25 protein-coding genes are annotated in these 21887 nt (G+C 63.9%); 14 read left to right on the forward strand and 11 right to left on the reverse strand.

Going from position 1 to position 21887, the window contains the following annotated elements; translation table 11 throughout:
* Positions 1–94: 94 nt before the first annotated feature.
* Together L5849_RS11325 and metW are read left to right on the forward strand one after the other, a co-directional pair.
* Positions 95–1183, forward strand: coding sequence for a homoserine O-acetyltransferase (locus L5849_RS11325; RefSeq protein WP_236925653.1), 1089 nt, complete (start codon positions 95–97; stop codon positions 1181–1183).
* Positions 1180–1779: a methionine biosynthesis protein MetW gene (gene metW, locus L5849_RS11330; RefSeq protein WP_236925654.1), complete on the forward strand. Its 600-nt coding sequence runs from the start codon at positions 1180–1182 to the stop codon at positions 1777–1779. The genes L5849_RS11325 and metW overlap by 4 nt, the downstream gene beginning before the upstream one ends.
* Positions 1780–1782: 3 nt before the next feature.
* On the opposite strand, the gene L5849_RS11335 is transcribed toward metW, so the two are convergent.
* On the reverse strand, positions 1783–2283 hold the full coding sequence (locus L5849_RS11335; protein ID WP_236925655.1) for a prolyl-tRNA synthetase associated domain-containing protein: 501 nt from the start codon (positions 2281–2283) through the stop codon (positions 1783–1785).
* Positions 2283–2675 carry a VOC family protein gene (locus L5849_RS11340; RefSeq protein WP_115415798.1) on the reverse strand — a complete coding sequence of 131 codons (393 nt, stop codon included), beginning with the start codon at positions 2673–2675 and terminating at the stop codon, positions 2283–2285. Before L5849_RS11340 ends, L5849_RS11335 begins: the two co-directional genes overlap by 1 nt.
* Before the next feature lie 114 nt (positions 2676–2789).
* Between L5849_RS11340 and L5849_RS11345 the strand changes: the two genes are divergently transcribed.
* The 3 genes from L5849_RS11345 (at position 2790) to L5849_RS11355 (ending at position 4400) form a co-directional block, all read left to right on the forward strand.
* Entirely contained in the window at positions 2790–3158 is a 369-nt protein-coding gene (locus L5849_RS11345) for a hypothetical protein (protein ID WP_115415799.1), read from the forward strand.
* A gap of 73 nt (positions 3159–3231) precedes the next feature.
* Positions 3232–3651, forward strand: a complete 420-nt coding sequence (locus tag L5849_RS11350; protein WP_236925656.1) for a hypothetical protein — start codon at positions 3232–3234, stop codon at positions 3649–3651.
* A 77-nt stretch (positions 3652–3728) separates the two neighbouring features.
* Positions 3729–4400: a glutathione S-transferase family protein gene (locus L5849_RS11355; protein WP_236925657.1), complete on the forward strand. Its 672-nt coding sequence runs from the start codon at positions 3729–3731 to the stop codon at positions 4398–4400.
* Between the two features lie 16 nt (positions 4401–4416).
* Here L5849_RS11355 and L5849_RS11360 read toward each other — a convergent pair whose 3' ends face one another.
* Positions 4417–4686 (reverse strand): hypothetical protein, encoded by a 270-nt coding sequence (locus L5849_RS11360; protein ID WP_236925658.1) that lies wholly within the window; start codon positions 4684–4686, stop codon positions 4417–4419.
* A gap of 82 nt (positions 4687–4768) precedes the next feature.
* The gene (gene mutM, locus L5849_RS11365) at positions 4769–5584 is read right to left on the reverse strand and encodes a bifunctional DNA-formamidopyrimidine glycosylase/DNA-(apurinic or apyrimidinic site) lyase (RefSeq protein ID WP_115415803.1); all 816 of its coding nucleotides are present in this window, start codon (positions 5582–5584) and stop codon (positions 4769–4771) included.
* Positions 5585–5820: 236 nt separating this feature from the next.
* Here mutM and L5849_RS11370 point away from each other — a divergent pair, with 236 nt between their 5' ends.
* The 4 genes from L5849_RS11370 to L5849_RS11385 are packed head-to-tail and all read left to right on the forward strand — an operon-like array spanning position 5821 to position 10324.
* The gene (locus L5849_RS11370) at positions 5821–6552 is read left to right on the forward strand and encodes a class I SAM-dependent methyltransferase (RefSeq protein WP_236925659.1); all 732 of its coding nucleotides are present in this window, start codon (positions 5821–5823) and stop codon (positions 6550–6552) included.
* 3 nt (positions 6553–6555) lie between these two features.
* A complete protein-coding gene (gene ubiB, locus L5849_RS11375; protein ID WP_115415805.1) occupies positions 6556–8118 on the forward strand; it encodes a 2-polyprenylphenol 6-hydroxylase in 1563 nt (520 codons plus the stop codon).
* On the forward strand, positions 8085–9233 hold the full coding sequence (locus L5849_RS11380; RefSeq protein ID WP_236925660.1) for a hypothetical protein: 1149 nt from the start codon (positions 8085–8087) through the stop codon (positions 9231–9233). Before ubiB ends, L5849_RS11380 begins: the two co-directional genes overlap by 34 nt.
* Positions 9230–10324 carry a hypothetical protein gene (locus L5849_RS11385; protein WP_236925661.1) on the forward strand — a complete coding sequence of 365 codons (1095 nt, stop codon included), beginning with the start codon at positions 9230–9232 and terminating at the stop codon, positions 10322–10324. Before L5849_RS11380 ends, L5849_RS11385 begins: the two co-directional genes overlap by 4 nt.
* Here L5849_RS11385 and L5849_RS11390 read toward each other — a convergent pair.
* Positions 10278–10667, reverse strand: coding sequence for a hypothetical protein (locus tag L5849_RS11390; protein ID WP_115415807.1), 390 nt, complete (start codon positions 10665–10667; stop codon positions 10278–10280). The two genes, L5849_RS11385 and L5849_RS11390, sit on opposite strands and share 47 nt — an antisense overlap.
* A 185-nt stretch (positions 10668–10852) precedes the next feature.
* Here L5849_RS11390 and L5849_RS11395 point away from each other — a divergent pair, with 185 nt between their 5' ends.
* Together L5849_RS11395 and dut are read left to right on the forward strand one after the other, a co-directional pair.
* On the forward strand, positions 10853–12541 hold the full coding sequence (locus L5849_RS11395) for a phosphopantothenate--cysteine ligase family flavoprotein (RefSeq protein WP_236925662.1): 1689 nt from the start codon (positions 10853–10855) through the stop codon (positions 12539–12541).
* Positions 12534–12995, forward strand: a complete 462-nt coding sequence (dut, locus tag L5849_RS11400; protein WP_236925663.1) for a dUTP diphosphatase — start codon at positions 12534–12536, stop codon at positions 12993–12995. Before L5849_RS11395 ends, dut begins: the two co-directional genes overlap by 8 nt.
* On the opposite strand, the gene L5849_RS11405 is transcribed toward dut, so the two are convergent.
* The 5 genes from L5849_RS11405 to secB all read right to left on the reverse strand — a co-directional run bounded on the left by L5849_RS11405 (position 12992) and on the right by secB (position 17501).
* Complete coding sequence (locus tag L5849_RS11405) at positions 12992–13285, reverse strand: hypothetical protein (RefSeq protein ID WP_236925664.1); 294 nt, start codon at positions 13283–13285, stop codon at positions 12992–12994. The two genes, dut and L5849_RS11405, sit on opposite strands and share 4 nt — an antisense overlap.
* Positions 13286–13454: 169 nt before the next feature.
* Positions 13455–14159, reverse strand: a complete 705-nt coding sequence (locus L5849_RS11410) for a DUF4136 domain-containing protein (protein WP_174223720.1) — start codon at positions 14157–14159, stop codon at positions 13455–13457.
* A 176-nt stretch (positions 14160–14335) separates the two neighbouring features.
* Positions 14336–15349, reverse strand: a complete 1014-nt coding sequence (gene trpS, locus L5849_RS11415) for a tryptophan--tRNA ligase (protein ID WP_236925665.1) — start codon at positions 15347–15349, stop codon at positions 14336–14338.
* 16 nt (positions 15350–15365) lie between these two features.
* Positions 15366–16937: a murein biosynthesis integral membrane protein MurJ gene (murJ, locus tag L5849_RS11420; RefSeq protein ID WP_236925666.1), complete on the reverse strand. Its 1572-nt coding sequence runs from the start codon at positions 16935–16937 to the stop codon at positions 15366–15368.
* 30 nt (positions 16938–16967) lie between these two features.
* Positions 16968–17501: a protein-export chaperone SecB gene (gene secB / locus L5849_RS11425; protein ID WP_115415813.1), complete on the reverse strand. Its 534-nt coding sequence runs from the start codon at positions 17499–17501 to the stop codon at positions 16968–16970.
* 254 nt (positions 17502–17755) lie between these two features.
* On the opposite strand from secB, the gene L5849_RS11430 reads away from it, so the two are divergent.
* From L5849_RS11430 to L5849_RS11440, 3 genes are read left to right on the forward strand one after another with little or no spacing between them, the layout of a single operon-like run.
* On the forward strand, positions 17756–18412 hold the full coding sequence (locus tag L5849_RS11430) for a Tim44/TimA family putative adaptor protein (protein WP_115415814.1): 657 nt from the start codon (positions 17756–17758) through the stop codon (positions 18410–18412).
* A gap of 26 nt (positions 18413–18438) precedes the next feature.
* Positions 18439–19623: a murein transglycosylase A gene (locus tag L5849_RS11435; RefSeq protein ID WP_236925667.1), complete on the forward strand. Its 1185-nt coding sequence runs from the start codon at positions 18439–18441 to the stop codon at positions 19621–19623.
* Complete coding sequence (locus L5849_RS11440) at positions 19620–20183, forward strand: Smr/MutS family protein (protein ID WP_236925668.1); 564 nt, start codon at positions 19620–19622, stop codon at positions 20181–20183. Before L5849_RS11435 ends, L5849_RS11440 begins: the two co-directional genes overlap by 4 nt.
* Before the next feature lie 4 nt (positions 20184–20187).
* Here L5849_RS11440 and L5849_RS11445 read toward each other — a convergent pair whose 3' ends face one another.
* Positions 20188–21738 (reverse strand): catalase, encoded by a 1551-nt coding sequence (locus L5849_RS11445; RefSeq protein WP_236925669.1) that lies wholly within the window; start codon positions 21736–21738, stop codon positions 20188–20190.
* Between the last annotated feature and the right edge of the window lie 149 nt (positions 21739–21887).

Here is a 21887-nt window from a genome sequence, read left to right on the forward strand (position 1 = left end):
AAACATATCTCGCAAAGGCCGAGGCTGAGCTTGTCGGAAGCGAAACTGGCGCGTAGCGCCAATCCTTGTCCTGTTCCTCTCGCGAAGGTCAGTTTTGAGCGCGACGTCGCAAACGATCACACTACCCGGACCGCTCCCTCTCGATGGGGGAGGCGACTTGGCACGTGTCGAGGTGGCGTTCGAGACCTATGGCGAGCTGAATGCGGACCGGTCCAACGCGATCCTTCTGTGCCATGCGCTGACCGGCGATCAATATGTCGCCTCGGCCCATCCGATCACCGGCAAGCCCGGCTGGTGGGAACGGATGGTGGGGCCGGGCAAGCCGATCGATACGGATCGCTTCCACGTTATCTGCGCGAATGTCATCGGCAGCTGCATGGGCTCGACCGGCCCCGCAAGCGCGGCCCCCGACGGCAGCCCCTATGGCATGCGCTTTCCGGTCATCACCATCCGCGACATGGTGCGTGCGCATGTCGGCCTGCTCGATGCGCTCGGGATCGACCGTCTCCATGCAGTAGTCGGCGGATCGATGGGCGGGATGCAGGCGCTCAGCCTTGCCGCCAACTGGCCAGAACGCACTGCCCGTGTTCTGGTGATTGCCTCGACCAGTCGCCATTCGGCGCAGAACATCGCTTTCCATGAACTTGGACGCCAAGCGATCATGGCCGATCCGCGCTGGAAGCAAGGCAATTATTACGGGGGCGAGGCGCCCGATAACGGCCTCGCCGTGGCGCGCATGGCAGCGCATATCACCTATCTTTCCGAAGAGGCGCTGACCGGAAAGTTCGGGCGGAACCTGCAGGACCGGGACGCCAAGAGCTTCGGTTTCGATGCCGATTTCCAGGTCGAAAGCTATCTGCGGTATCAGGGCAGCGGCTTCACCCGGCGGTTCGATGCCAACAGCTATCTCTATATCACCCGCGCGATGGATTATTTCGACCTTGCGGAAGAACATGGCGGCAGGTTGGCCGATGCGTTTGCGGGGGCGGATGCGCGTTTCTGCCTCGTCAGCTTCGACAGCGACTGGCTCTACCCCACGAGCGAGAGCCGTCATGTCGTTCACGCCCTGAATGCGGCGGGGGCCGCGGTGAGTTTCGTCGAGCTTTCCGCGCCGCACGGGCATGACAGCTTCCTGCTCGACGTGCCCGCGCTCGACCGGGTTATCGGGGGGTTTCTGGGATGAACCATCCCGCAACCGAACTGCGCCCCGATCTCGCGGTGATCGCTGACCAGATCGAGCCGGGCAGCCGGGTGCTCGATATCGGTTGCGGCGATGGCGCGCTGATGCTGGCCCTGCGCGAAAAGGCATGCGACGTGCGCGGGATCGAGATCGACGGTGCCTGTGTCGAGCGCTGCGTATCGCAGGGCCTGTCCGTGGTGCAGGGCGATGCCGACCGGGATCTGGGCGATTATCCGGATAAAGGGTTCGACTATGCCGTGCTGAGCCAGACGCTCCAGACGGCCGAACGGCCCGACCGGATGCTCGATGAATTGCTGCGCGTGGGCAGGCGGGCCTTTATCAGCTTCCCCAACTTCGCGCATTGGCGCACCCGCGCCGCGCTGATGCTGGGCGGCCGCATGCCGGTGACGCGCAGCATTCCGGTGAGCTGGTACGAAACGCAGAACATCCACCACGTCACCATTCTCGACTTCCGCGACCTCGCTGCCGAAAAGGGCGCGACCATTGTGCGCGACTGGTATTTCGCCAAAGAGCGCCCGATCGGTCGCTTGGCCGCCAACAGCCGTGCGGAGTTTGCTGTGTTCGAACTCGCGCGCTGATCGTCAGCCGGCTTTCTTCGGAATTTCCGCCACGTGCGGTTCATGCCCCCAATGGCGCAGCAGGGCGAGGACATGCTTGCCGGATAGGCCGAGCGTGCCGGTGTTGCGCAAGGGGTGGACGTTCATCCGCTCCGCCTTGGCGAGCGATCGGTCGAGCACCACGATCACACTTTCGGGCTGTGCGTTGATCATCGCGAGAGGTGTGACCGAACCGGGCGTTATGCCCAGCAGGCGGTCCATATCCCCGGCCTTGCCGAAACTCACGCGCTTGCAGCCGATCGCGGCGGGCAGGGCCTTCAGATCGACGCGTGCCTCGGCTGGCACGGTGACCAGCCAGAAGGTGCCGCCTGCATCTTTCAGGAACAGATTCTTGGTATGCGTGCCGGGAATGTCGGCATCGATGTTCCGGCTCTCCTCGACTGTAAAGACCGCCGCGTGCTCATGCGCTTCGAACGGGATTGCCAGCGCGTCGAGGTCCGCCAGCAATCCCGCTTCGCCGCGCATCACGCTTCGCGGTGGATGCCGCAGATTTTGTGCCCGTCGAGATCGCGGAAATAGGACAAGTGCATCGTGCCCATGGTGTTCTGGCGCGGGCCCGGCGGGTCTTCGATGCTGGTGCCGCCGGCCGCTATGGCCGCATCGTGCAATTCCTTCACCTGTTCGCCGCTGTCGCATTTGAAGCCGATCGTCATGCCATTGGCGCAGGTGGCTGCTTCGCCATCGATCGGCTGGGTAAGGCAGAAGGTGCCGCCATTATGCATGAAGAAGACGCGCTTGTTGCCCTTCGCATCGGTATTGTCGATCGCCATTTCGCAGCCGACGACCTTAAGCACTTTTTCGTAAAAGGCCTTGGCTTTGTCGATATCGTTGGTGCCGATCATGATGTGGTTGAACATCCCGTCTCTCTCCTTTGAGTTTCGATTCGCCACCTTACTGGGCCGCAGCATCCTGGCAAGCGGCGATCGTATTTCGTCGCTTGCGGTTCAGCCAGGCGCGCGTAAAAGCGCCGCATGTCGACTATCCTCGCCTCGCTCGCCCTGTCCTTCATGCAAGCCGCCACCGGCGCTCCGGCTGCCGCCGCCACGGACCTGCCCGATCTCACGCTCGAACAGGCCAGCGGATTGCGCTGTTCGGTGGCCTTCGGCCTGGTTCACCGCGCCCAGCGCGACGGCGAACTCGCCAACTATCCCGTCATGGCCGAGCGCGGGCAGGAATTCTTCGTGCGTACCACCGCCCGGCTGATGGACGAGCTAGGGGCGGATCGCGATACGATCATGGGCCTGGTGGTGCGCGAGCATGAAGAGTTCGGCGGATCGCCCGAGCGGCTGGACGAAGTGATGCCCGCCTGCCTGCTGATGCTGGACGCATCGGGTCTGTAACTCCCGTTCAGGATCGCGTCAGTGCGCATGCGCTAGCGGTGTGCGCCGATTGTGAACCTGCCGGGGATACCTCATGCGCAAAATCCTCCTGCCCGCCTTGCTCGCGGCGCTCGCCACTCCCGCGATGGCTGAAGCCGCCGGACCCACCAACGCGCCGCTTGCGGGTGTGGGCGAACAGATGCACGATCCCGAACGTCAGCGGGACATGGCGCTGATGCTGCGGGCGATGACCGAAGTGTTGCTCGATATGCCGATCGGTCCGCTTGCCGAAGCCGCCGCCGAAATGGCGGGTGAGGACGTGCGCCCTATCGATCCCGATATGACGCTGCGCCAAATGACGCCCGAAGCCGATCGCATCGGCGACGAAGTTGCGCGCAATGTGCCGCGCGCCATGCAGGCCGCCGGTTCGATGGCCGAAGGTCTCGCCGCGATGACCCCGCTGCTGCGCGAAATGGCCGAGCGGTTCCGCGAAGCGATGCCGGAACGCGATTGATCCACCGCTAAATTGGCAACTTGCCTTCTTGGCCCGGTGGACGGGCGGCCCGCCCTTGTGGCAATGCGGCTGAATCCATGTGGCAACTTCATCAATTCCCCCTGTGTCCCTTCAGTCGCAAGCTGCGCCTGTTGATGGGCGAAAAGAACGTCGCTTACGAGCTGGTGCGCGAATACCCTTGGGAAGGGCGCGACGAGCTCTGGCACCTCAATCCTGCCGGGCGGACGCCGGTCTTGCATGACCCCGCGCGCCAGGTGGCGCTGAGCGACAGCCAGGCAATCTGCGAATTCCTTGAAGAAACGGTCGACCGCACACCGTTGATTTCCGGCAGTGCGCTGCAGCGTGCGGAAATCCGCCGCCTCGTCAGCCTGTTCGACGAGAATTTCTACCACGACGTGACCGAACCCGCGCTGCACGAGAAGATGAAGAAACGCATTGTCTTGCGCCAGTCGCCCGATGGGCAGGTGCTGCGCCAGTTGGGCCGGATGCTGCACGGCCATCTCGACTATATCGACTGGCTGGTCGATACGCGCCAATGGCTCGCGGGGCCGACGTTGAGCCTCGCGGACCTGACCTGCGCAGCGCATCTGTCGGTGGTCGATTACCTCGGCGCGATCGACTGGAAGGGGCACGACCAGGCGCGCCAGTGGTACATGGTCATGAAAAGCCGCCCCAGCTTCCGCCCGCTCCTGAGCGAGAAAATGGACGGCCTACCCCCGCCACGGGAATATGCTTCGCTGGATTTGTGAGGTTTCGGAATATCGCTCAGCGGGAGTCCCAGTAATCTTTGAAGCTGGGATGCTGGCTGAATAGCTCGTCGAATGAAGGCTCGAATATCCCGATCAGATCCACTTGTCGCTCATCAATTTCGGGGAAGTCCTGAATGGATATAGCTTCGGCTATCATCGCCTTTCCGTCTGGCAACTCAAGTCGCAGAATTCCCGACCTATCGCCAACATAGTCGGCGTTGATGACATTAGCATGGCGCTCGGCGTCATAGGCGGGAGCTGGTGCAAATTTGCCATCGCGACGCACATCGGCGGGTCCAAAGCAAAAACCGTCGCTTCGCCGATCAGCGTGGCATTTTCGAAGATGCTTATCTTCATGAATCGGACCCTCACCTCTGACAAACGGGACAGTACCATGTGCTGCGCCCGCCCTGCACGATGCGGCGGATCGTGCCGCCGTCTTCGTGGTGGCAGGGCTCGCCCTCGCGGCCGTAGACGTGGAAGCGAGTGGCGAAATAGCCCAGCTCGCCATCGGGCTGGGCGAAGTCGCGCAAGGTGCTGCCGCCGTCGCGGATGGAGCGCTCGAGCACATCCTTGATTGCCGGGACGAGGCGGCGAAGTTGCGGCATGGTCACCTTGCCGCCTGCCTTTCTTGGGGAAATGCCCGCATGCCACAGCGCCTCGCAGACATAGATATTGCCGAGGCCCGCCACGATCCGCTGGTCGAGCAGCAGCAGCTTGATCGCCTGCTTGCGCCCGCGCGTTGCCTCGCGCAGGTGCTCGGCTGTCAGGTCATCGCCCAGCGGCTCCGGCCCCAGCGCGGCGAAGGGTTTCCACGTCACCAGCTCGCCGCTGGTCATCAAATCGACCGATCCGAACCGCCGCGGATCGTTGAGGGCAAAGACGTTGCGCTGCGTCTCGATCACCAGATGGTCGTGCTTGTCGGCCTCCTCCGGATCGATCCGCCACCGCCCGCTCATGCCGAGATGAAAAACCATCGCGTGGTCGCGGCTGGTATGGATGAGACCGTATTTCGCGCGGCGCGAAAGATGCGTTACGCTTGCCCCGGTCAGCGCCTGCACCAGATCGGGCGGAAAGGGGCGGCGCATATCGGGCCGGTTCACGCGCACGCTGACGATCCGCTCGCCCTCGAGAAAGCGCGCGAGGCCTCGAACGGTGGTTTCGACTTCGGGTAGCTCGGGCATGGTGCAAGAGCGGGTAACAGGGACTCTTGATGGCGTCTATTCGCTCCCTTCGGTCGCTGCGCCCTGTTCCGTCCCACGCCCCTCCCGACCACCCACGGCACGGTATCTTATGGGTGGTCGGGAGGGGGCGTGGGACGGAACAGCAAGGGAAGCGCGGATGCGCTTCACGCACGCGACAAAAACTCACTTCCAACCCGCATTTACCTTGCGCCCATCACCCCCTAAGGCCGTTACCCATGAACGACACCGTTTCCTTCGGCTACGAAGACATCGACGCGACCGAAAAGACCGGCCGCGTGGGCGAGGTCTTTTCCAATGTCGCCGCCAAATACGACGTGATGAACGACGCCATGAGCGGCGGTATGCATCGGCTTTGGAAAAATCGCTTCGCCGCGCGCGTAAAGCCGCAGCCGGGCGAGGCGATCCTCGACATGGCGGGCGGCACGGGCGACATCGCCTTCCGCATGGCGGAGCGCGGAGCGAGTGTCACCGTTTCGGACATCAACCAGGACATGCTCGACGTCGGCATCGAACGCGCGATGGAGCGCGGGATCGACGGGCTGGTCTGGTCGCGCCAGAACGCCGAGGAGCTGACCTTCTCCAGCCGCACATTCGATGCCTACACCATCGTCTTCGGCATCCGGAACGTCACCTATATCGACAAGGCCTTGCGCGAGGCGCACCGCGTGCTGAAGTTCGGCGGTCGCTTCTATTGCATGGAATTCAGCCAGACCGAATGGCCGGGCTTCAAGGAAATCTACGACCTCTATTCGCACAAGGTCATGCCGCAGCTTGGCAAGGTGATCGCGAATGACGAGGACAGCTATCGCTATCTCGCCGAATCTATCCGCCGCTTTCCCAGGCCCGCCGAATTCGAGGCGATGATCCGCGATGCCGGTTTCGAGAATACACGCGTCGAATCGATTCTCGGCGGCGCCGTGAACATTCATTCGGGGTGGAAAATCTAGAGCGTGGTACGGCCCGCAACCCACATCTGGCGGCTTCTCAAATGGGGCCGCACGCTGGCACGTCACGGTGCGCTGCGCGGGATTGAGCGCGATCCCAACACACCGCCGCCGGTCAAGCGGCTGGTGCGTATTGCCCGCTTCGGCACCGTGCAGCCCAAGGAACCCGACTATGCGGGCGCTTTCCGCGAAATCGGCCCGGCGGCGATCAAGCTCGGCCAGACGCTCGCCACGCGGCCCGACCTCGTCGGCGAGGACGCGGCCCGCAATCTGCTGACCTTGCAGGACGATCTGCCACCGGTCGCCTTCGAGCACATCAAGCAGAGTATAGAGGCGAGCTTCGAGCAGCCTCTCACGGCGCTGTATTCCGAATTCGATCCCGTCCCGATCGGTGCCGCCTCGATCGCACAGGTTCACCGCGCGGTCACGACCGAGGGCAAGCAGGTTGCGGTCAAGGTGCTGCGCCCCGGCGTGCGCGAGCAGTTCGCGCGCGACATCGACACCTATGAATGGGCCGCCGCGCATGTCGAGGCGATGGGCGGCGAGGCTTCGCGCCTTCGTCCGCGCCTGGTCATCGCCAATTTCAAGCGCTGGACCAATCGCGAACTCGATCTCCGGCGCGAAGCCGCCTCCGCCTCGGAACTCGCCGAACATATGGTCGGCACGCCTGGATACGAGATACCCGGCATCGACTGGGACCGCACCAATGGCCGGGTTATGACCATCGACTGGATCGACGGCATCAAGATCAGCAATACCGAGGCCATCCGCGCGGCGGGCCACGATACCGAAGACCTTGCCAGTCGTCTGGTGCTGGCCTTCCTCAAGCAGGCGATCGCTGCGGGTTTCTTTCATGCCGACATGCACCAGGGCAATTTGTTCGTGAAGGCGGACGGGACCATTGCCGCGATCGATTTCGGCATCATGGGCCGGATCGACCGGCGCGCGCGCATGTGGCTTGCGGAAATCCTCTACGGGCTGACGACCGGCAATTACAAACGCGTCGCCGAAATCCATTTCGAGGCGCAATATGTGCCGAGCTATCACAATGTCGACGAATTCGCGACGGCGCTGCGCGCGGTGGGCGAGCCGATGCGCGGCAAGCCGGTGAGCGAGCTGTCCGTCGGGCAGATGCTCGACGGGCTGTTCGCCATTACTCGCGATTTCGACATGCAGACGCAGCCGCACCTGCTGCTGCTGCAAAAGACCATGGTGATGGTCGAGGGCATCGCCACGCAGCTCAATCCCAGCATCAATATGTGGGACACTTCCGCACCCTATGTCCGCAGCTGGATCCGCGACGAGCTGGGTCCGGAAGCCGCGATTGCCGACCGTATTCGCGAGGATACCGAGACGCTGCTGCGCATTCCCGACCTCGTCCGCAGGATCGAGGATCGCTTTCCGCCCAAGGGCGGCGCGCCCGAACCGCCACCGCTGCCCGATGTGGAATTGATGTGGGAAAGGCGCCGTCGCAAGGAGCGTTCGCGAGGGCTGCTGGGCTATGCCGTGGCGGCAGTGGCAGGGGGGCTGGCGACATGGGCGGCGATAGCACAGGGGTGGATCGGCTAGGCAAAGCCGCTACGGCGCCAGCCTGGGACCGCTTCGCCCACTGGAGGTCATGGCCCGCCCGCATTCTGTTGGCGGCGGTGGTTGCCCTGCTGGTTCTTGCCGCGCTCACTCCGCTGGGTGCACGCATGGATGGCATGCCCGCGGAAGGTCTCGACCTGCCCTCCAACGAGCCGTCAGCCGAGAGCCAACCTCGGCGCGACGATGACCTTGCCTTCTACGATCGCGTGATCGAGCGGATCGCGGGCGGTGAGGCCTATTACGATTTCGTCGTCGAGGAGCAGCGCGCGAGCGACTATCCGGTGCGTCCGGGCCTTGCGGTGCGGCTCCCGACGCTCGCCTATATCCACGCTGCTCTGGGCGAAGCGGGGATGACTGTCCTCGCGATCCTGCTGATGGGCGCGACTGTCTGGGCGTGGTGGAAACGCCTCGGCGAAGAACCGGGCGGTCGGCGCGTGCAGCGGATCGGTACGGCGTTTATGTTGATGGGCGCTTCGCTCGGGGTCCACCGCTATCATTTCGTGCTGCATGAACTGTGGGCAGGAATGCTTCTGGCGCTGGCCTTTGGGCTGCACCGGCCCGGGCGCTGGGGCGGGGCTCTGGCTGTGGCTGTGGCTGCCCTGGCTTTGGCCATCCGCGAACATGCCTTGCCTTTTGTCCTACTCATGGGCGCGATGGCGGTCTGGCGGCGCGATTGGAAGGAGGCAGCGGCATGGGGCGTTCTGATAATGGCTTTTCTTGCGGCAATAGCCTGGCATTTTTCGCTGGTTTCGTCGCACGTCCTGCCCAGCGATCCGGAAAGCCCCGACTGGCTGGTGCTGCGCGGATTACCGGGCTGGCTCGGCAATATCGTTTTGAGCTCGAACCTGCGCTTCCTGCCGAATGAAATTGCCGGACCGCTGGTCCTGCTGATGGTGCTCGGCTGGGCGGGCTGGAAATCGCCGGCAGGCACGACCGGCACGCTCCTTTTTCTTGGCTATGGTCTTGCCTTCATGCTCGCGGGTCGGGCGAACAATTTCTACTGGGGGGCGGTCGTGGCGCCTGCAATGTTCGTCGGGCTCGCCTTCGTGCCCATGGCCATCACGTCTTTGGTGCAATCTGCGCGAGGTAAGGCGTGACCCTGCCCGAACGGCCTTTCGCACGTTTGCCGCGTTGGGCGGCATTGGCGCTGCTGCTGGCGATGCTGTTCGCCTGTGTCGGGAACGCCTTTGCGCTCGAGGCGCGCAATGCTGCGCACGAGGCGGATATCGAACAGCGGCTCGAACGCGGACAGCGGGTCGATATGGACCTCTACCGCGCGGTCAACGCGCGCGTGGCGGCCGGAGAGGACTATTACAGAGCGGTGGCAGACGAGCATCGCGATTTCGGCATGCCGCTGACGCCTTTCGTCACTGTGCGTACACCGATTCTGGCATGGACGAGCGCGCTTTGGGGGGAAGGGGGCTGGCGCATTATCGCGGTAATTCTCTGGAGCGCGAATGTGCTGGGTTGGATGGTCGCTTTGCGACGGGAACGGCGGTTGGAACGCCTCGCCGCAGGTGCGCTGGCCGGGCTGTTCGGCATGGTGGCGTTCATTGCCGACATTCCTTTCAGCCACGAAATCCTGGCCGGGATGCTGCTGTCGCTGGCGCTGGCCGCTTCGGCGGGCAGCCTGTGGGTTGGCGGCTTGATGCTGGCATTCGCCGCAATCGCCTTGCGCGAACTGGCGCTGCCCTTCCTGCTTGCGTGGGGCGCCATTGCCATATTCGCGGGCGAACGACGCAAGCTGGTCGCGATTTCAGGCGCACTGGTCCTGATCGCGCTTGGCCTTGCCCTTCACGCGTCGGCTGTCGCCGATGTGCGTGCGCCCGGCGATCTCGTCTCGCCGGGCTGGCGCGGGATGATCGGACCCGCTCTGCCGTTTTACGGCATCCACATCACCACCTTGCTGCAAACGCTTCCTGCATGGCTCGCCGGCCCGCTCGGTGTGCTCCCGCTGTTCGGCTGGCTTGCCGTGGGTGGTCGGCTTGGCATATTCGCCAGCCTGTGGTTCGCAGGCTTCATTGCGGCGGTCGCGATTTTCGCGCGGCCGGAAAATGTCTATTGGATGGGTCTGTTCATCCCCGCCTACGGTGTTGGGCTGGCCTTCGCCCCACGTGCTCTCGTCGACCTGGTCGGTGCGATCAGGCGTCCGGTTTCGGAACGCCCCAGGCCCGCATTGCCACGATGATGACGATGCAATGGAAAGCCTCCACCGCCATGGGCATCATCCACCCGTCATAGGGGCCTTGCGCGATCACGTTGATGAACCGCCCGATAAAGGCGATGCCGAACAGGCCGAGCGCGGGCAGCAACGCTTCGGGACGCCGCTTCCATGCGCCCCAGGCAAGCGACACGGCAGTCACATAGAAGAACGCGGTCATGTCTCCGCGCAGGGTGGATTCGCCATGAGTGGATGCGATTGCCAGCCCGAAATCGCCCGCCGCGCCTGCCGGGTCGACCAGAAAGCTGGTTCCCAGCACCAGATCGAGGATCGCCAGCGCAAGCAGTATCGCGCTCAGGATCACATGCATGAAAACCTCCCCGTTTCCCCTTTTTTCACCATGTGATGTTAGGCGGATTCGGGAAAAACGCCAGTGCTATGCGCTGGTCATGTCGGACAGGGGGCGCTAGCAAGCGCAGCGATGAGTTTACGGGTTACCATTCGCCGATCGGCCCGGAAGGGCGCGGGTATGATGCAGGCCGGTGGGGGCGCGGCATGAGCGGTCCGAAGATCCTGCTCGTCATCGGCGGCGGCATCGCGGCCTACAAGTCGTGCGAGCTCGTCCGGCTGATCCGCAAGGCGGGGGGCGAGGTGACGTGTGTGCTGACCAAGGGGGGGCAGCAATTCGTCACCCCGATGGCGCTCGCCGCCCTGTCCGAGAACAAGGTCTATACCTCGCTGTTCGATCTCAAGGACGAGGTCGAGATGGGGCACATCCAACTCAGTCGCGAGGCCGACCTCGTGGTCGTTTGCCCTGCCACCGCAGACCTGCTGGCCAAAATGGCGGCGGGCATTGCCGACGATCTCGCCACCACGCTGATCCTCGCTACCGACAAGCCGGTGCTGACCGTGCCGGCGATGAATGTGAAGATGTGGGAGAATTCGGCAACCCGGCGCAATGCCGACTGGCTGCGCCAGGCGGGTGTGGCGGTAATGGATCCGGACGAAGGCCCGATGGCGTGCGGCGAGTTCGGTCCGGGCCGGATGCCCGAGCCACCTGCGATCCTGGGCCGCATCGGCGAGGAGCTGGGTCTCGATATCGAAGTGCCCGAACTGATGGCGCCCGCGCCCGCGCAGCTTGCGGCGCCCGCAGAGGACATCGCCGACGATTCCTACACGGCGGAAGACCTCGAGGACGAGGACGAGGCGGAGCCGAGCGGCGGCGGATTGGGCGGCCTGCTTGCGATGATTATTCCGCGCTCGACCCAGCAGCGCAGCCACGAGGAGATCGAGGCCGAGCTCGAGGACTTGCCCGAAGCGGATGCGCCCGAGATCGCCGAACCGCCCGAGGCGGGCGAACCGCTGCCCGATGCGGGGCCGATCCTTGCCCAGAAGGGCAAGGCGTCGTCCGCCCCGCCGATCGACCCCGCGGCGCTCAACCACGAAGTCGCTCGGCAGGACATGCGCGCCATGCCGCAGCCGGTCGCGGATCGGACTGCGACCACTACGGTCGCATTCGACGATTCCCCGCTGGCGGGGCAGGCCGCTTTCGATCCCGATCCGGCGCATCGCCCACTCTACGGCAAGCATGTGCTGATCACCGCCGGGCCGACCCGCGAACCGATCGATCCGGTGCGCTATATCGCCAACCGGTCGAGCGGGAAGCAGGGCTTCGCCATCGCCGCGATGGCCGCCGCCGCCGGTGCGCGGGTCACGCTGATCGCCGGGCCGGTCCATTTGCCGACGCCGGTGGGGGTGGACCGTGTCGATGTGGAAACGGCAGAGGACATGGCCGAAGAGGTGCGCCGCGCCTTACCTGTCGACATCGCTTTCATGGTCGCCGCCGTTGCCGACTGGAAGAGCAAACATGTCGCGGGCGAAAAGATGAAGAAGCGCGGCAGCGCACCGCCAGCCCTGATCCTGGCCGAGAACCCCGACATCCTCGCCAGCACCGCCGCGGGGCAGAAAAGACCGACATTGTTGATCGGCTTCGCCGCGGAGACCGAGAACGTGGTCGAGAACGCCAAATCGAAGCGCAAGCGCAAGGGCGCCGACTGGATCATCGCCAACAATGTTTCGGGCGCGGAAGGCGACAGCGTGATGGGCGGTGACCTGAACCAGGTTCACATCGTCACCGTGAGCGGTGTCGAAAGCCTGCCGGAAATGCCCAAGGAAGACGTGGCGCGCGAACTGGTGCTTCGCGCCGCCAAGGCCCTTCAGCCCGTAGAGGACGACCATGACTGAACCCGTCGGCGTGCGGCTCAAGCGCCTGTCTCACGGACAAGGGCTCGATCTGCCCGCCTATGCCACCAGCGGCGCGGCGGGGATGGACGTGCTCGCGGCCGAAGACCTGACCTTGAAACCGGGCCAGCGCCATGCGGTTGCGACCGGCCTCGCCTTGGCGATCCCCGAAGGGTATGAAATTCAGGTCCGCCCGCGTTCGGGCCTGGCATTGAAGCACGGCATTACCGTGCCGAACACGCCGGGCACGATCGACAGCGATTATCGGGGTGAGGTGAAGGTCATCATGATCAATCATGGCGCTGGCGATTTCGCGATCGCGCGGGGCGACCGCATCGCCCAACTGGTGCTGGCTCCGGTCACCCAGGCCGCGTGGGAAGAGGTCGAGGAACTCGACGAGACCGATCGCGGTGCGGGCGGTTTCGGTTCGACCGGCGGGCACGCGCGGCTTGGCTAGATGACCTTGCCGGTCGCCAGTTCGACCCAAAGGAGCATCGCGATTGCAACCGCCCCGCCAATGCCGATCAGCCGCGCCGAGGGTGTCCGGGCGAGCCGCAAGACGATTTCCAGGCCGATGCCGAGCAGGGCGAGCAGCGCGGCCATGCCCGCGAAATCGCGCAGATCCCAGGCCACTTCGCCGGTGAATTGCATCGCGATTGCCGGGATCATCAGCACCAGCAGGGCCAGGCCGACATATACGCGACGGACCGATCCCGATCGGGGCAGCCGCAAGTCGGGTCTAATCATTTCCCATCTCCTTCGCCTGGTATTTTAGCCGGGGAAGGGCGCGAATGCCCAGGTCGCCCATCGAGCGAGCAGGGACGCAGGCAGAATTAAGCGAACGCAAACAAACGAAAAAGGGCGGTCCGATCCATCGGCCGCCCTTTTCCTGCCATTGCGTCGGTCGGATGCGCCGCTAGTCGATACGGCGCACCGTGGTCTTTTCCGGGGCGATCGAGATGCGCAGCGTCTCGCCCGAATTGCCCGGGAAGTCGGTGAACATCGCCTCGACCAGATTGGGCACCAGATATTGCAGACGGTTCGAGGTGGATACCGCCTGGGCCTTGCCTTCGAACAATCGCTCGCCGGTCGCCGCGCGGTCGATCTTCATGTCGATGCCGCTGGTATAGACGGTATAGCTGCGCACCTCGGGGCCGCCGAACCACGGATCGTAGAAGCCGTAGCCCCAGCGACTGCCGTAATAGCGCGGGCGGTAATATCCGAGCCGCGAACGGTAGCCGAAGGGCGAACGGTAACCGTACCAGGGCGAATAGAACGGGTCGTGAAAGCCTGTCGTGCGCACACGCTCTCGCCCATTGTCGACCCCGTAATCGAAGCGCACCAGCAGCGAGGCATCGTCTGCCGATCCAGCTTGCGCATATCCAAGCCGCGCCATCTGCGCTTCGACGAGATCGGCATATTGAGCGAATTCGAGCCCGCCCGCCAGCGCCGGGTCATCCGCGACCACATAGTAACTTTCGCCCTGCGGAGCGGGCAACTGCGTCTGATAGCGCGAAACGTCGGCTTTGAACGGCGTGGCGCAGGCGGCAAGGCCTGCCAGGATCATCGGAACGGAGGCAAGCTTGAGTGTGCGCCCCCAACCCTTTTTGCGGTCGGTCATCATCAGTCCTCTTCGAACGAGCACGCAGTCTACCACGATTACGCGCATTTGCGCAGTCCGCCGCTTCCCCAAGGCACACTGCCAGTAACTGTGCCTGTGTGTAGACGAACGCCCATGAACCCGATTTGAATGCCCGGATTCACATTTCTTGTATCTACGTACCGTCTTTGAAGGACTTAACGGATAAGACCCAACGCAGTGTAGGCCGCCTCCAATGTCGGCCGTCCGATTTCGCGCGCCTGGCTGGCGCCGCGCGCGAGGATTGCATCCAGCGCTTCGCGGTCGTCGAGCAATGCGGTGAAGCGCTCCGAAATAGGGCGCAGGGTTTCCACCAGCAGTTCGCCCAGCGCCGGCTTGAATTTGCCGAAACCCTCGCCGCCGAAGTCCTTCAGCACGTCCTCGACGCTGGCATCGGTCAGCGCGGCATAGATTGTGACGAGGTTCAGCGCCTCGGGGCGATCTTCCAGACCCTTTTCCTCGCTCGGCAGGGGTTCTGGATCGGTTTTGGCCTTCTTGATCTTCTTCATCACCTCGTCGGGCGAGTCGGCGAGTTCGATGCGGCTCATTTCCGAAGGGTCGGACTTGCTCATCTTCTTGGTTCCGTCCCGCAGATTCATGATCCGCGCGGCCTTGGGAGGGCTGATCGGATCGGGCAGGGTGAATACCGGCGCATCCTCGGAAGCGAAGTCGTTATTGAACTTCTGCGCGATGTCTCGGGCGAGTTCGAGATGCTGTTTCTGATCCTCGCCCACGGGGACGTGTGTTGCCTGATACAGCAGTACGTCGGCGGCCTGCAGCACTGGATAGGTGAACAGCGCCGCGCTGGCACCTTCGCGGTTCTTGCCGCTCTTGTCCTTGAACTGCGTCATCCGGTTCAGCCAGCCCATCCGCGCAGTACCATTGAGCAACCATTGCAGTTCGGCATGGGCGGGCACCTGTGCCTGATTGAACAGCACGCTGCGCGACGGATCGATGCCGCAGGCGACCAGCGCGGCGGCCATCTCCAGCGTCGCCCGTCGCAATTCCGCCGGGTCATGCGGCATGGAAATCGCATGCAGATCGGCAAGGAAGAACAGGCATTGCTCGCCATCGCCCATCTCGTCCTGCATCCGCACCCAATTGCGGATCGCCCCCAGATAGTTGCCGAGGTGGAGATTGCCGGTAGGTTGGATGCCGGAAACTACTCTCATTGCAGGGCGCATGGGGTCAGGGATTCCTCTTTTTGGTGAGGGCAGCGATGCGCTGCCGGTCGATGGCGCCGACGGCGAAGGCGACGCCGAAATAGACGATGGCCGAACAGGCGACGAGCACCGCGAGGGCGGCGAGGCGCGCGAACAGTCCCGCAGCGAACCAGCCGGTTAGCAAATCGCGCGCATAGAACAAGGCAAGGCCCATCGCCCCGGCTGCGACCAATTGCCGCGCGATCCGCAGCAGCAGCGCGCCCGGCAGCGCGTACCAGCCGCGTTTCGCCAGTACGAGGCAGAGGAAGCCGACATTGATCCAGGCGCCGATCACGCTGGCATAGGCGACGCCGATCACTCCGAACCGCTGGAGGAAGGCGAGGTTGAAGGCAATGAACACGCCCAGCGATATAAACGCCGCGACTACGGGCGTTTTGGTGTCCGCCCGGGCGTAGAAATTGGGCACCAGCACCTTTACCAGCACATAGGCCGGAAGCCCCAGCACCAGCGCGGCCAGCACTTCGCCCGCAATGGCTGCATCCTCCACGCTGAACCGGCCGCCCTGGAAAATCATGGTCACGAAAGGCGTGGCGCAGATCGCCAACGCCACCGCTGCGGGAATGGTCAGCAGCATCGACAGTTCGATCGCGTCGGACTGGATGCGATCGGCGCCTTCCTTGTTGTCGCTGCCAACGAATTTCGACAGCGTCGGCAGGATCGCGGTGGACAGCGCAATGCCGATGATCCCAAGCGGCAACTGGTTCAGCCGATCGGCATAATTCATGTAGCTCACCGAGCCTGCGGCAAGCTGGTTGAGGAAATAGAGCTGGACGAGCGTGTTGATCTGGTAGGCGCCGCCGCCGATCGCGGCGGGCAGGGCGATGATCGACAGGCGCTTTACCTCGGGCGTGATCCGCGGCCACAGCAGGCGCGGGCGGAAGCCTTCCACCCTGCTCCAGTAATAGAGCCAGGCCAGTTGCAGCACGCCGCCCCCGGTGACCGCCCAGGCCACGCCGAAGGCGACCTGCTCGACGCTCCAGCCGAGCGCGCCCATGGCAAAGTCGCCCGCCAGCAGCGCGGCGATCAGCACCAGGTTGAGGATGATCGGAAAGCTCGCCCCGGGGGCGAAGCGGCTGACCGAATTGAGCATTCCGGTAAACAGCGTGACCAGGCTGACCAGGACGATATAGGGAAACATGATCCGCGCGAAGGCGACGGCGATATCGAATGTCGCGGGATCGACCGGCTTGTCCGACAACAGCCAGATAACCCCCGGCATGGCGAGCATCATGATCGCGGACAATGCGATCAGCACCGGCAGGAATACGCTCAGCACATCGTCGGAGAAACTGCGCGCCTCCTCGATCCCGCCTTCGCCGTTCAGGCGTTTCGAGAACATCGGGACGAAGGCAGCGGAAAACGCCCCTTCCGCGAACAGACGGCGGAAAACATTGGGGATGATGAAGGCCTGAAACCAGGCATCGGTCACCGCATTGGCGCCGAGGACGCGCGAGAAAATCATCTCGCGCGCCATCCCGGCCACGCGGCTGACCATGGTCAGCCCGCCGATCGTCCCGACGTTCTTGAGCAGGCTCACCTGTCAGAGCCTCGGTTGCAAGTCAGGCGCTCAGGCGTCGCCAGCGGGCGGCGTTGCGCCCTGGGCTTGCTGTTCCTGCGCGCGGGCGGCCAATTGCTGCTGGTAAAGCGCGCCGAAATCCATCGGATCGAGCATCAGCGGCGGGAAGCCCGCATCGCGGCTGGCATCGGCGATCACGCGCCGCGCGAAGGGGAACAGCAGGCGCGGTGCTTCGGCGAAGAGGAAGGCGTGCGCATGTTCGTCTGGCAGGTTGCGCATGCCCATCAGCCCGCAATAATCGAGGTCGATCAGGTAGAGATTGCCCTGGCTGGTCTTGGCCGTGGCCGTGATCTTCAGCGTTACCTCGTGGACCTCGTCGGTAACTTTGTCGGCGCCGATATTGACCTGCACGTCGAGCTGTGGTTGCTCGTTCCACTGGAAACATGCGGGCGCGTTCGGGTTTTCGACCGACAGGTCCTTGATATATTGCGAGATAATGCCCGCGCTGGGCTGGTTGTCGACGCCATTGGCGCCGGCTGCGGGATCCATGTTGAGGTCGGTGAGAACGTCGCCTTCGTCGGCCATGAGCAGTCGCTTTCCAATTATCCGAATGTGCGTCCCCGCGAGCCGCTGGTGGTCGCACGGGACTGTCGGGGCGCGCGCCTAGCATTGTCGGCGGCGCGTAGCAATGCGTGGCCGCGAGCGGTCGCGGCACAGGGCGATGTTCGTCGCACTACCATTGTCGGTTTGTAATTCCTTCCTATCTAGGGCAGGAAAGACGCTGGACTGCCGGGGGCACGCTGCCGCCCGCAAAAGAAGTAGGGAAGCAGGTTACTTACGTGATCATCGAGATCGTCATTCTCGCCATGATCGCCGCCTTTCTCGGGCTGCGGCTCTATTCGGTGCTCGGTCGCCGTTCGGAGCATGAGGAAGAGGTGATTCCACACCGGTTCGAACGTGGGGATACCCCGCCGCGTGCGGACAATCCGCCGCGTCAGCTACGCCAGCCGGTCGTTCTGCGCGGGGTCGACGACAGCCGCGCGCCGGCCAACGAAGCGGGCGTCCGCGCGATTGCTTCGGCAGATCCGGCTTTCGATCTGCTCGGCTTTCTCGAAGGGGCCAAGAGTGCCTATGGCATGATCCTCGAAGCTTTCTGGAATGGCGACAAGGAAACCCTGCGCGAACTCACCGACGATGACGTTTATGCCAGCTTCGCGGGCGCCATCGATGCGCGCGAGGAAGCGGGCGAAACGCTCGACAACCGTCTGATCCGGATCGAGGACGCCAGCGTCCATTCCGCCGAACTCGACGGGCGGACCGCCCGCATCGCGGTGCTTTTCGTCGCCGATATCGCTGCCGTGACGCGCGATGCCGATGGGAATGTGATTGCCGGTTCGCTGGACGATGCGATCGAGAGCCGCGACATATGGACATTCCGCCGCAATATCGGCGCGTCCGATCCCAACTGGGTGCTCGACGAGACGGACGAGGGCTGACGCCCCGCGCGCAACGGGGAGGGTTCATGCACAAATCGATGGTGATCGCGATGACGCTGGCGCTTGCTGCCTGCGTCAGGATGGTGCCCGATACCAGGCCGGTCCAGGGTGTGGCGCTACCGCCGGGAACCGTCTCCAGTGCCGCCTTCGCGCCGATCGAGCGCGGAGCGGATGTCGCATCGTTGGGGTTGGCGCCCGACGATGCAGGCACGGCGCTGGTATCCTTCATCGAATCCTGCCCCTCGATTCTCAAGCGTGAGGATGCGAGCGGGCTGACCTTTGCCGAAGACTGGCGCCCCGCCTGCGAAGCCGCGGCAACGTGGCCGGTGTCCGATGCGCGGCGCTTCTTCACCAGCTATTTCGAAACCGCGCGTGTGGGCGATGGCGCGGCGTTCGCCACCGGCTATTTCGAGCCCGAAATCCGCGGTAGTCGCACCCGCATGCCGGGCTATGACGTGCCTATCTACGCCGTGCCCCCGGAACTCGTGCGGACCTGGCCCGATGATATGCCTGAAAGCGAGCGCGAAGGGCGGTCCCCCCTCGGGCGTTACAATGCCGGTGGGGCCTTCGTCCCCTTTTACGACCGTACCGAAATCGAACTCGGCGCGCTGGAAAATCGCGGGCTGGAGATAGCCTGGGCGGCGGACCCGGTAGAGTTTTTCTTCCTCCAGATTCAGGGCTCGGGCCTGCTGCGCCTGCCCGACGGTTCGCTTATGCGGATCGGTTATGCGGGCCAGAACGGGCGCGAATATGTCGGCATCGGGCGCGTCATGCGCGAGCGCGGCCTGATCGGCGAAGGCACGCCTTACGAAACCTCGATGCAGGGCATCATGGCCTATATTCGGGACCATCCCGCCGAGGGGCGCGACATCATGCGCCTCAATAAAAGCTGGGTGTTCTTCCGCGAGCTGAATTCGGATGGCCCGCTGGGTTCGCTGGGCGTGCCGGTCCGCCGTGAAGCCTCGGTCGCGGTCGACCCGAAATTCGTGCCCTATGGAGCCCCGGTATTCCTCGATATGGAAACCGATGTCGCCGATGGCCTGTGGATCGCGCAGGATACGGGCGGCGCGATCAAGGGGGCCAATCGGTTCGACACGTTCTGGGGCAACGGCCGGGATGCGCGCGCGATTGCGGGCGAGATGAGCACGCGCGGATCGGCGCTGGTTCTGCTGCCACGGGGGACGATCGAACGGCTCCAAGCCCGGCGATGAGCGCGCCGCGCGGATTGTCGGCGGAAGAGGCCGCGGCATGGGAGAAGGTTGCGGCGACGACAGTGCCGCTGCATCCGCTCAAGCCTGTCCAACCCCGCCCCGCGCATGAGGCGAAAGCGCCCGCCCGGCCCGCACCGCCCAAAAAGGCAAGCTTGCCGCGCGCGCCGAAGCCGGCCCGCATCGCGCCGCCGCCGACCCGGCCGACTCAACCCGACCGGGGTCTCGATTCGCACTGGGATCGGCGGCTGAAATCCGGCGGGCTGCAGCCGGAACTGACGCTGGACCTGCATGGCCACAATCTCGATGCCGCCTATGACCGGCTGATGAGCGGGGTGGCGCAGGCACGGGCGATGGGCGCGCGCACGATCCTGCTGATTACGGGCAAGCCGCGCCCGGTCGCTGCGGCGGATCGCAGCGACCGGAGAGGCGCGATCCGCGCCAAGGTGCTCGACTGGCTGGCTGCATCGAGCCATCATTCGGCCATCGCCGCCGTCCGCCGTGCGCATCAGCGCCACGGCGGAGACGGTGCACTCTACATCGTGCTCAGGCGCGAACGCTGAAGGGTCATTCGGCGTCGGCCTTCGCCGCCGCGCCCTCACCGGAAATCGACAATGCGCTGGCCATGCCCGGTGCGTTCGACTTACCCCCGATTTTGTCGCGGACGGCCTCTTCGATGCGATCGCCGATCGCGGCATCGACATTGCGCCAATATTCGAACGCCCGCACCAGAACCTTCTCGCTGACGCCATCGGCCAGATGGCCCGCGACATTGGACACGAAGCGATCGCGCTGGGCATCGTCCATGACGTCGCGCACGAGGATGCCCGCCTGTGTCCAGTCGTCATCGTCTTCGCGCAGGGTGTAGGCCTGCCGCACCATATCGCCATCGGCGTGCCAGGTCGCTTCGCCGCCCACTTCGGGCTGGGCCGCCGGTCCACCATAGGAATTGGGGGCATAGACCGGATCGACGGCATTCTTCACCCGCATGTCGCCTGCGCGCGAATAGGAATGTACCTCCGCGTTTTTGGCCGAATTCACCGGAATCTGCTTGTAATTCACGCCCAGCCGCGCGCGATGCGCATCGGCGTAGGAAAAGCCGCGAGCCAGCAGCATCTTGTCGGGCGATAGACCGATGCCGGGGACCATATTGTTGGGTTCGAAGGCGAGCTGTTCGATCTGCGTATCCCAATCGACCGGGTTTTCGTTGAGCACCAGCTTGCCGACTTCGATCAGCGGATAATCCTCATGCGGCCAGACCTTGGTCAGATCGAACGGATTGATGCGATAGGTCTTGGCATCCTCATAGGGCATGATCTGCCATTTGAGCGTCCAGCTCGGGTAATCGCCCTTGTGGATCGCGTCGAACAGGTCGCGGCGGTGGTAATCGCTGTCCTCGCCCGCTTTCTCGACTGCCTCGTCCTGCGTCAGATGGGCATTGCCGCTTTCCGTCCCGACGTCGGTGTGGAAGTGGAATTTGACCCAGAACTTCTCGCCATCCTCGTTGATGAGCATGTAGGTATGGCTGCCATAGCCGTTCATCTCGCGCCAGTTCTTGGGCACCCCGCGATCGCCCATCAGATAAGTCACCTGATGCGCGCTTTCGGGGCTCAGCGTCCAAAAATCCCACATCATGTCGTGATCGCGTAAGGCATTGTCGGCGCGGCGCTTCTGGCTGCGGATGAAGTGCTGGAACTTCAGCGGATCGCGGATGAAAAAGATCGGCGTGTTGTTGCCGACCATGTCGAAATTGCCGTCTTCGGTATAGAATTTGACCGAAAAGCCGCGCGGGTCGCGCCAGGTGTCGGGGCTGCCACGTTCGCCCGCCACGGTGGAAAACCGCATTGCGACATCGGTCTTCACGCCCGGCTGAAACAGCTTGGCCTTGGTATATTTCGAAACGTCTTCGGTCGTCTCGAAGTACCCGAAGGCGCCCGAACCCTTGGCATGCGGTTGGCGTTCGGGAATGCGCTCGCGATTGAAGTTCGCCATCTGCTCGATGAGATAGTGATCGTTGAGGACGATCGGCCCATCGCGGCCGATCGTCAGCGAATGCTCGTCGCTCTGAACCGGGATGCCTGCATCGGTGGTGGTGGGGGGGATTTTCGTGCCGGACATGGGCGACGCCTTTCTGTGTGATTGCGATAGACATACGAGCCGATCGCCGGTTCGGGTCCCGGGCCTGGTGACACATTTTGCCGTTCGGTGTGATCGGATCGCGCGAATACAAAAACCCCCGGCATCGCTGCCGGGGGTTTCGTGCGAAC

This window comes from Erythrobacter sp. SN021 (genome assembly GCF_021864455.1).

Bases quoted from the DNA above. Each gene is read 5' to 3' on its own strand.
- L5849_RS11350 (WP_236925656.1), top strand. From the start codon at position 3,232: ATGCGCAAAATCCTCCTGCCCGCCTTGCTCGCGGCGCTCGCCACTCCC.
- L5849_RS11390 (WP_115415807.1), bottom strand. From the start codon at position 10,667: ATGCATGTGATCCTGAGCGCGATACTGCTTGCGCTGGCGATCCTCGAT.
- L5849_RS11380 (WP_236925660.1), top strand. From the start codon at position 8,085: ATGGGCGGCGATAGCACAGGGGTGGATCGGCTAGGCAAAGCCGCTACG.
- L5849_RS11395 (WP_236925662.1), top strand. From the start codon at position 10,853: ATGAGCGGTCCGAAGATCCTGCTCGTCATCGGCGGCGGCATCGCGGCC.
- L5849_RS11370 (WP_236925659.1), top strand. From the start codon at position 5,821: ATGAACGACACCGTTTCCTTCGGCTACGAAGACATCGACGCGACCGAA.
- secB (WP_115415813.1), bottom strand. From the start codon at position 17,501: ATGGCCGACGAAGGCGACGTTCTCACCGACCTCAACATGGATCCCGCA.
- dut (WP_236925663.1), top strand. From the start codon at position 12,534: ATGACTGAACCCGTCGGCGTGCGGCTCAAGCGCCTGTCTCACGGACAA.
- L5849_RS11355 (WP_236925657.1), top strand. From the start codon at position 3,729: ATGTGGCAACTTCATCAATTCCCCCTGTGTCCCTTCAGTCGCAAGCTG.
- metW (WP_236925654.1), top strand. From the start codon at position 1,180: ATGAACCATCCCGCAACCGAACTGCGCCCCGATCTCGCGGTGATCGCT.
- L5849_RS11440 (WP_236925668.1), top strand. From the start codon at position 19,620: ATGAGCGCGCCGCGCGGATTGTCGGCGGAAGAGGCCGCGGCATGGGAG.
- mutM (WP_115415803.1), bottom strand. From the start codon at position 5,584: ATGCCCGAGCTACCCGAAGTCGAAACCACCGTTCGAGGCCTCGCGCGC.
- L5849_RS11405 (WP_236925664.1), bottom strand. From the start codon at position 13,285: ATGATTAGACCCGACTTGCGGCTGCCCCGATCGGGATCGGTCCGTCGC.
- trpS (WP_236925665.1), bottom strand. From the start codon at position 15,349: ATGAGAGTAGTTTCCGGCATCCAACCTACCGGCAATCTCCACCTCGGC.
- L5849_RS11435 (WP_236925667.1), top strand. From the start codon at position 18,439: ATGCACAAATCGATGGTGATCGCGATGACGCTGGCGCTTGCTGCCTGC.
- L5849_RS11410 (WP_174223720.1), bottom strand. From the start codon at position 14,159: ATGACCGACCGCAAAAAGGGTTGGGGGCGCACACTCAAGCTTGCCTCC.
- L5849_RS11445 (WP_236925669.1), bottom strand. From the start codon at position 21,738: ATGTCCGGCACGAAAATCCCCCCCACCACCACCGATGCAGGCATCCCG.
- L5849_RS11345 (WP_115415799.1), top strand. From the start codon at position 2,790: ATGTCGACTATCCTCGCCTCGCTCGCCCTGTCCTTCATGCAAGCCGCC.
- L5849_RS11335 (WP_236925655.1), bottom strand. From the start codon at position 2,283: ATGCGCGGCGAAGCGGGATTGCTGGCGGACCTCGACGCGCTGGCAATC.
- L5849_RS11340 (WP_115415798.1), bottom strand. From the start codon at position 2,675: ATGTTCAACCACATCATGATCGGCACCAACGATATCGACAAAGCCAAG.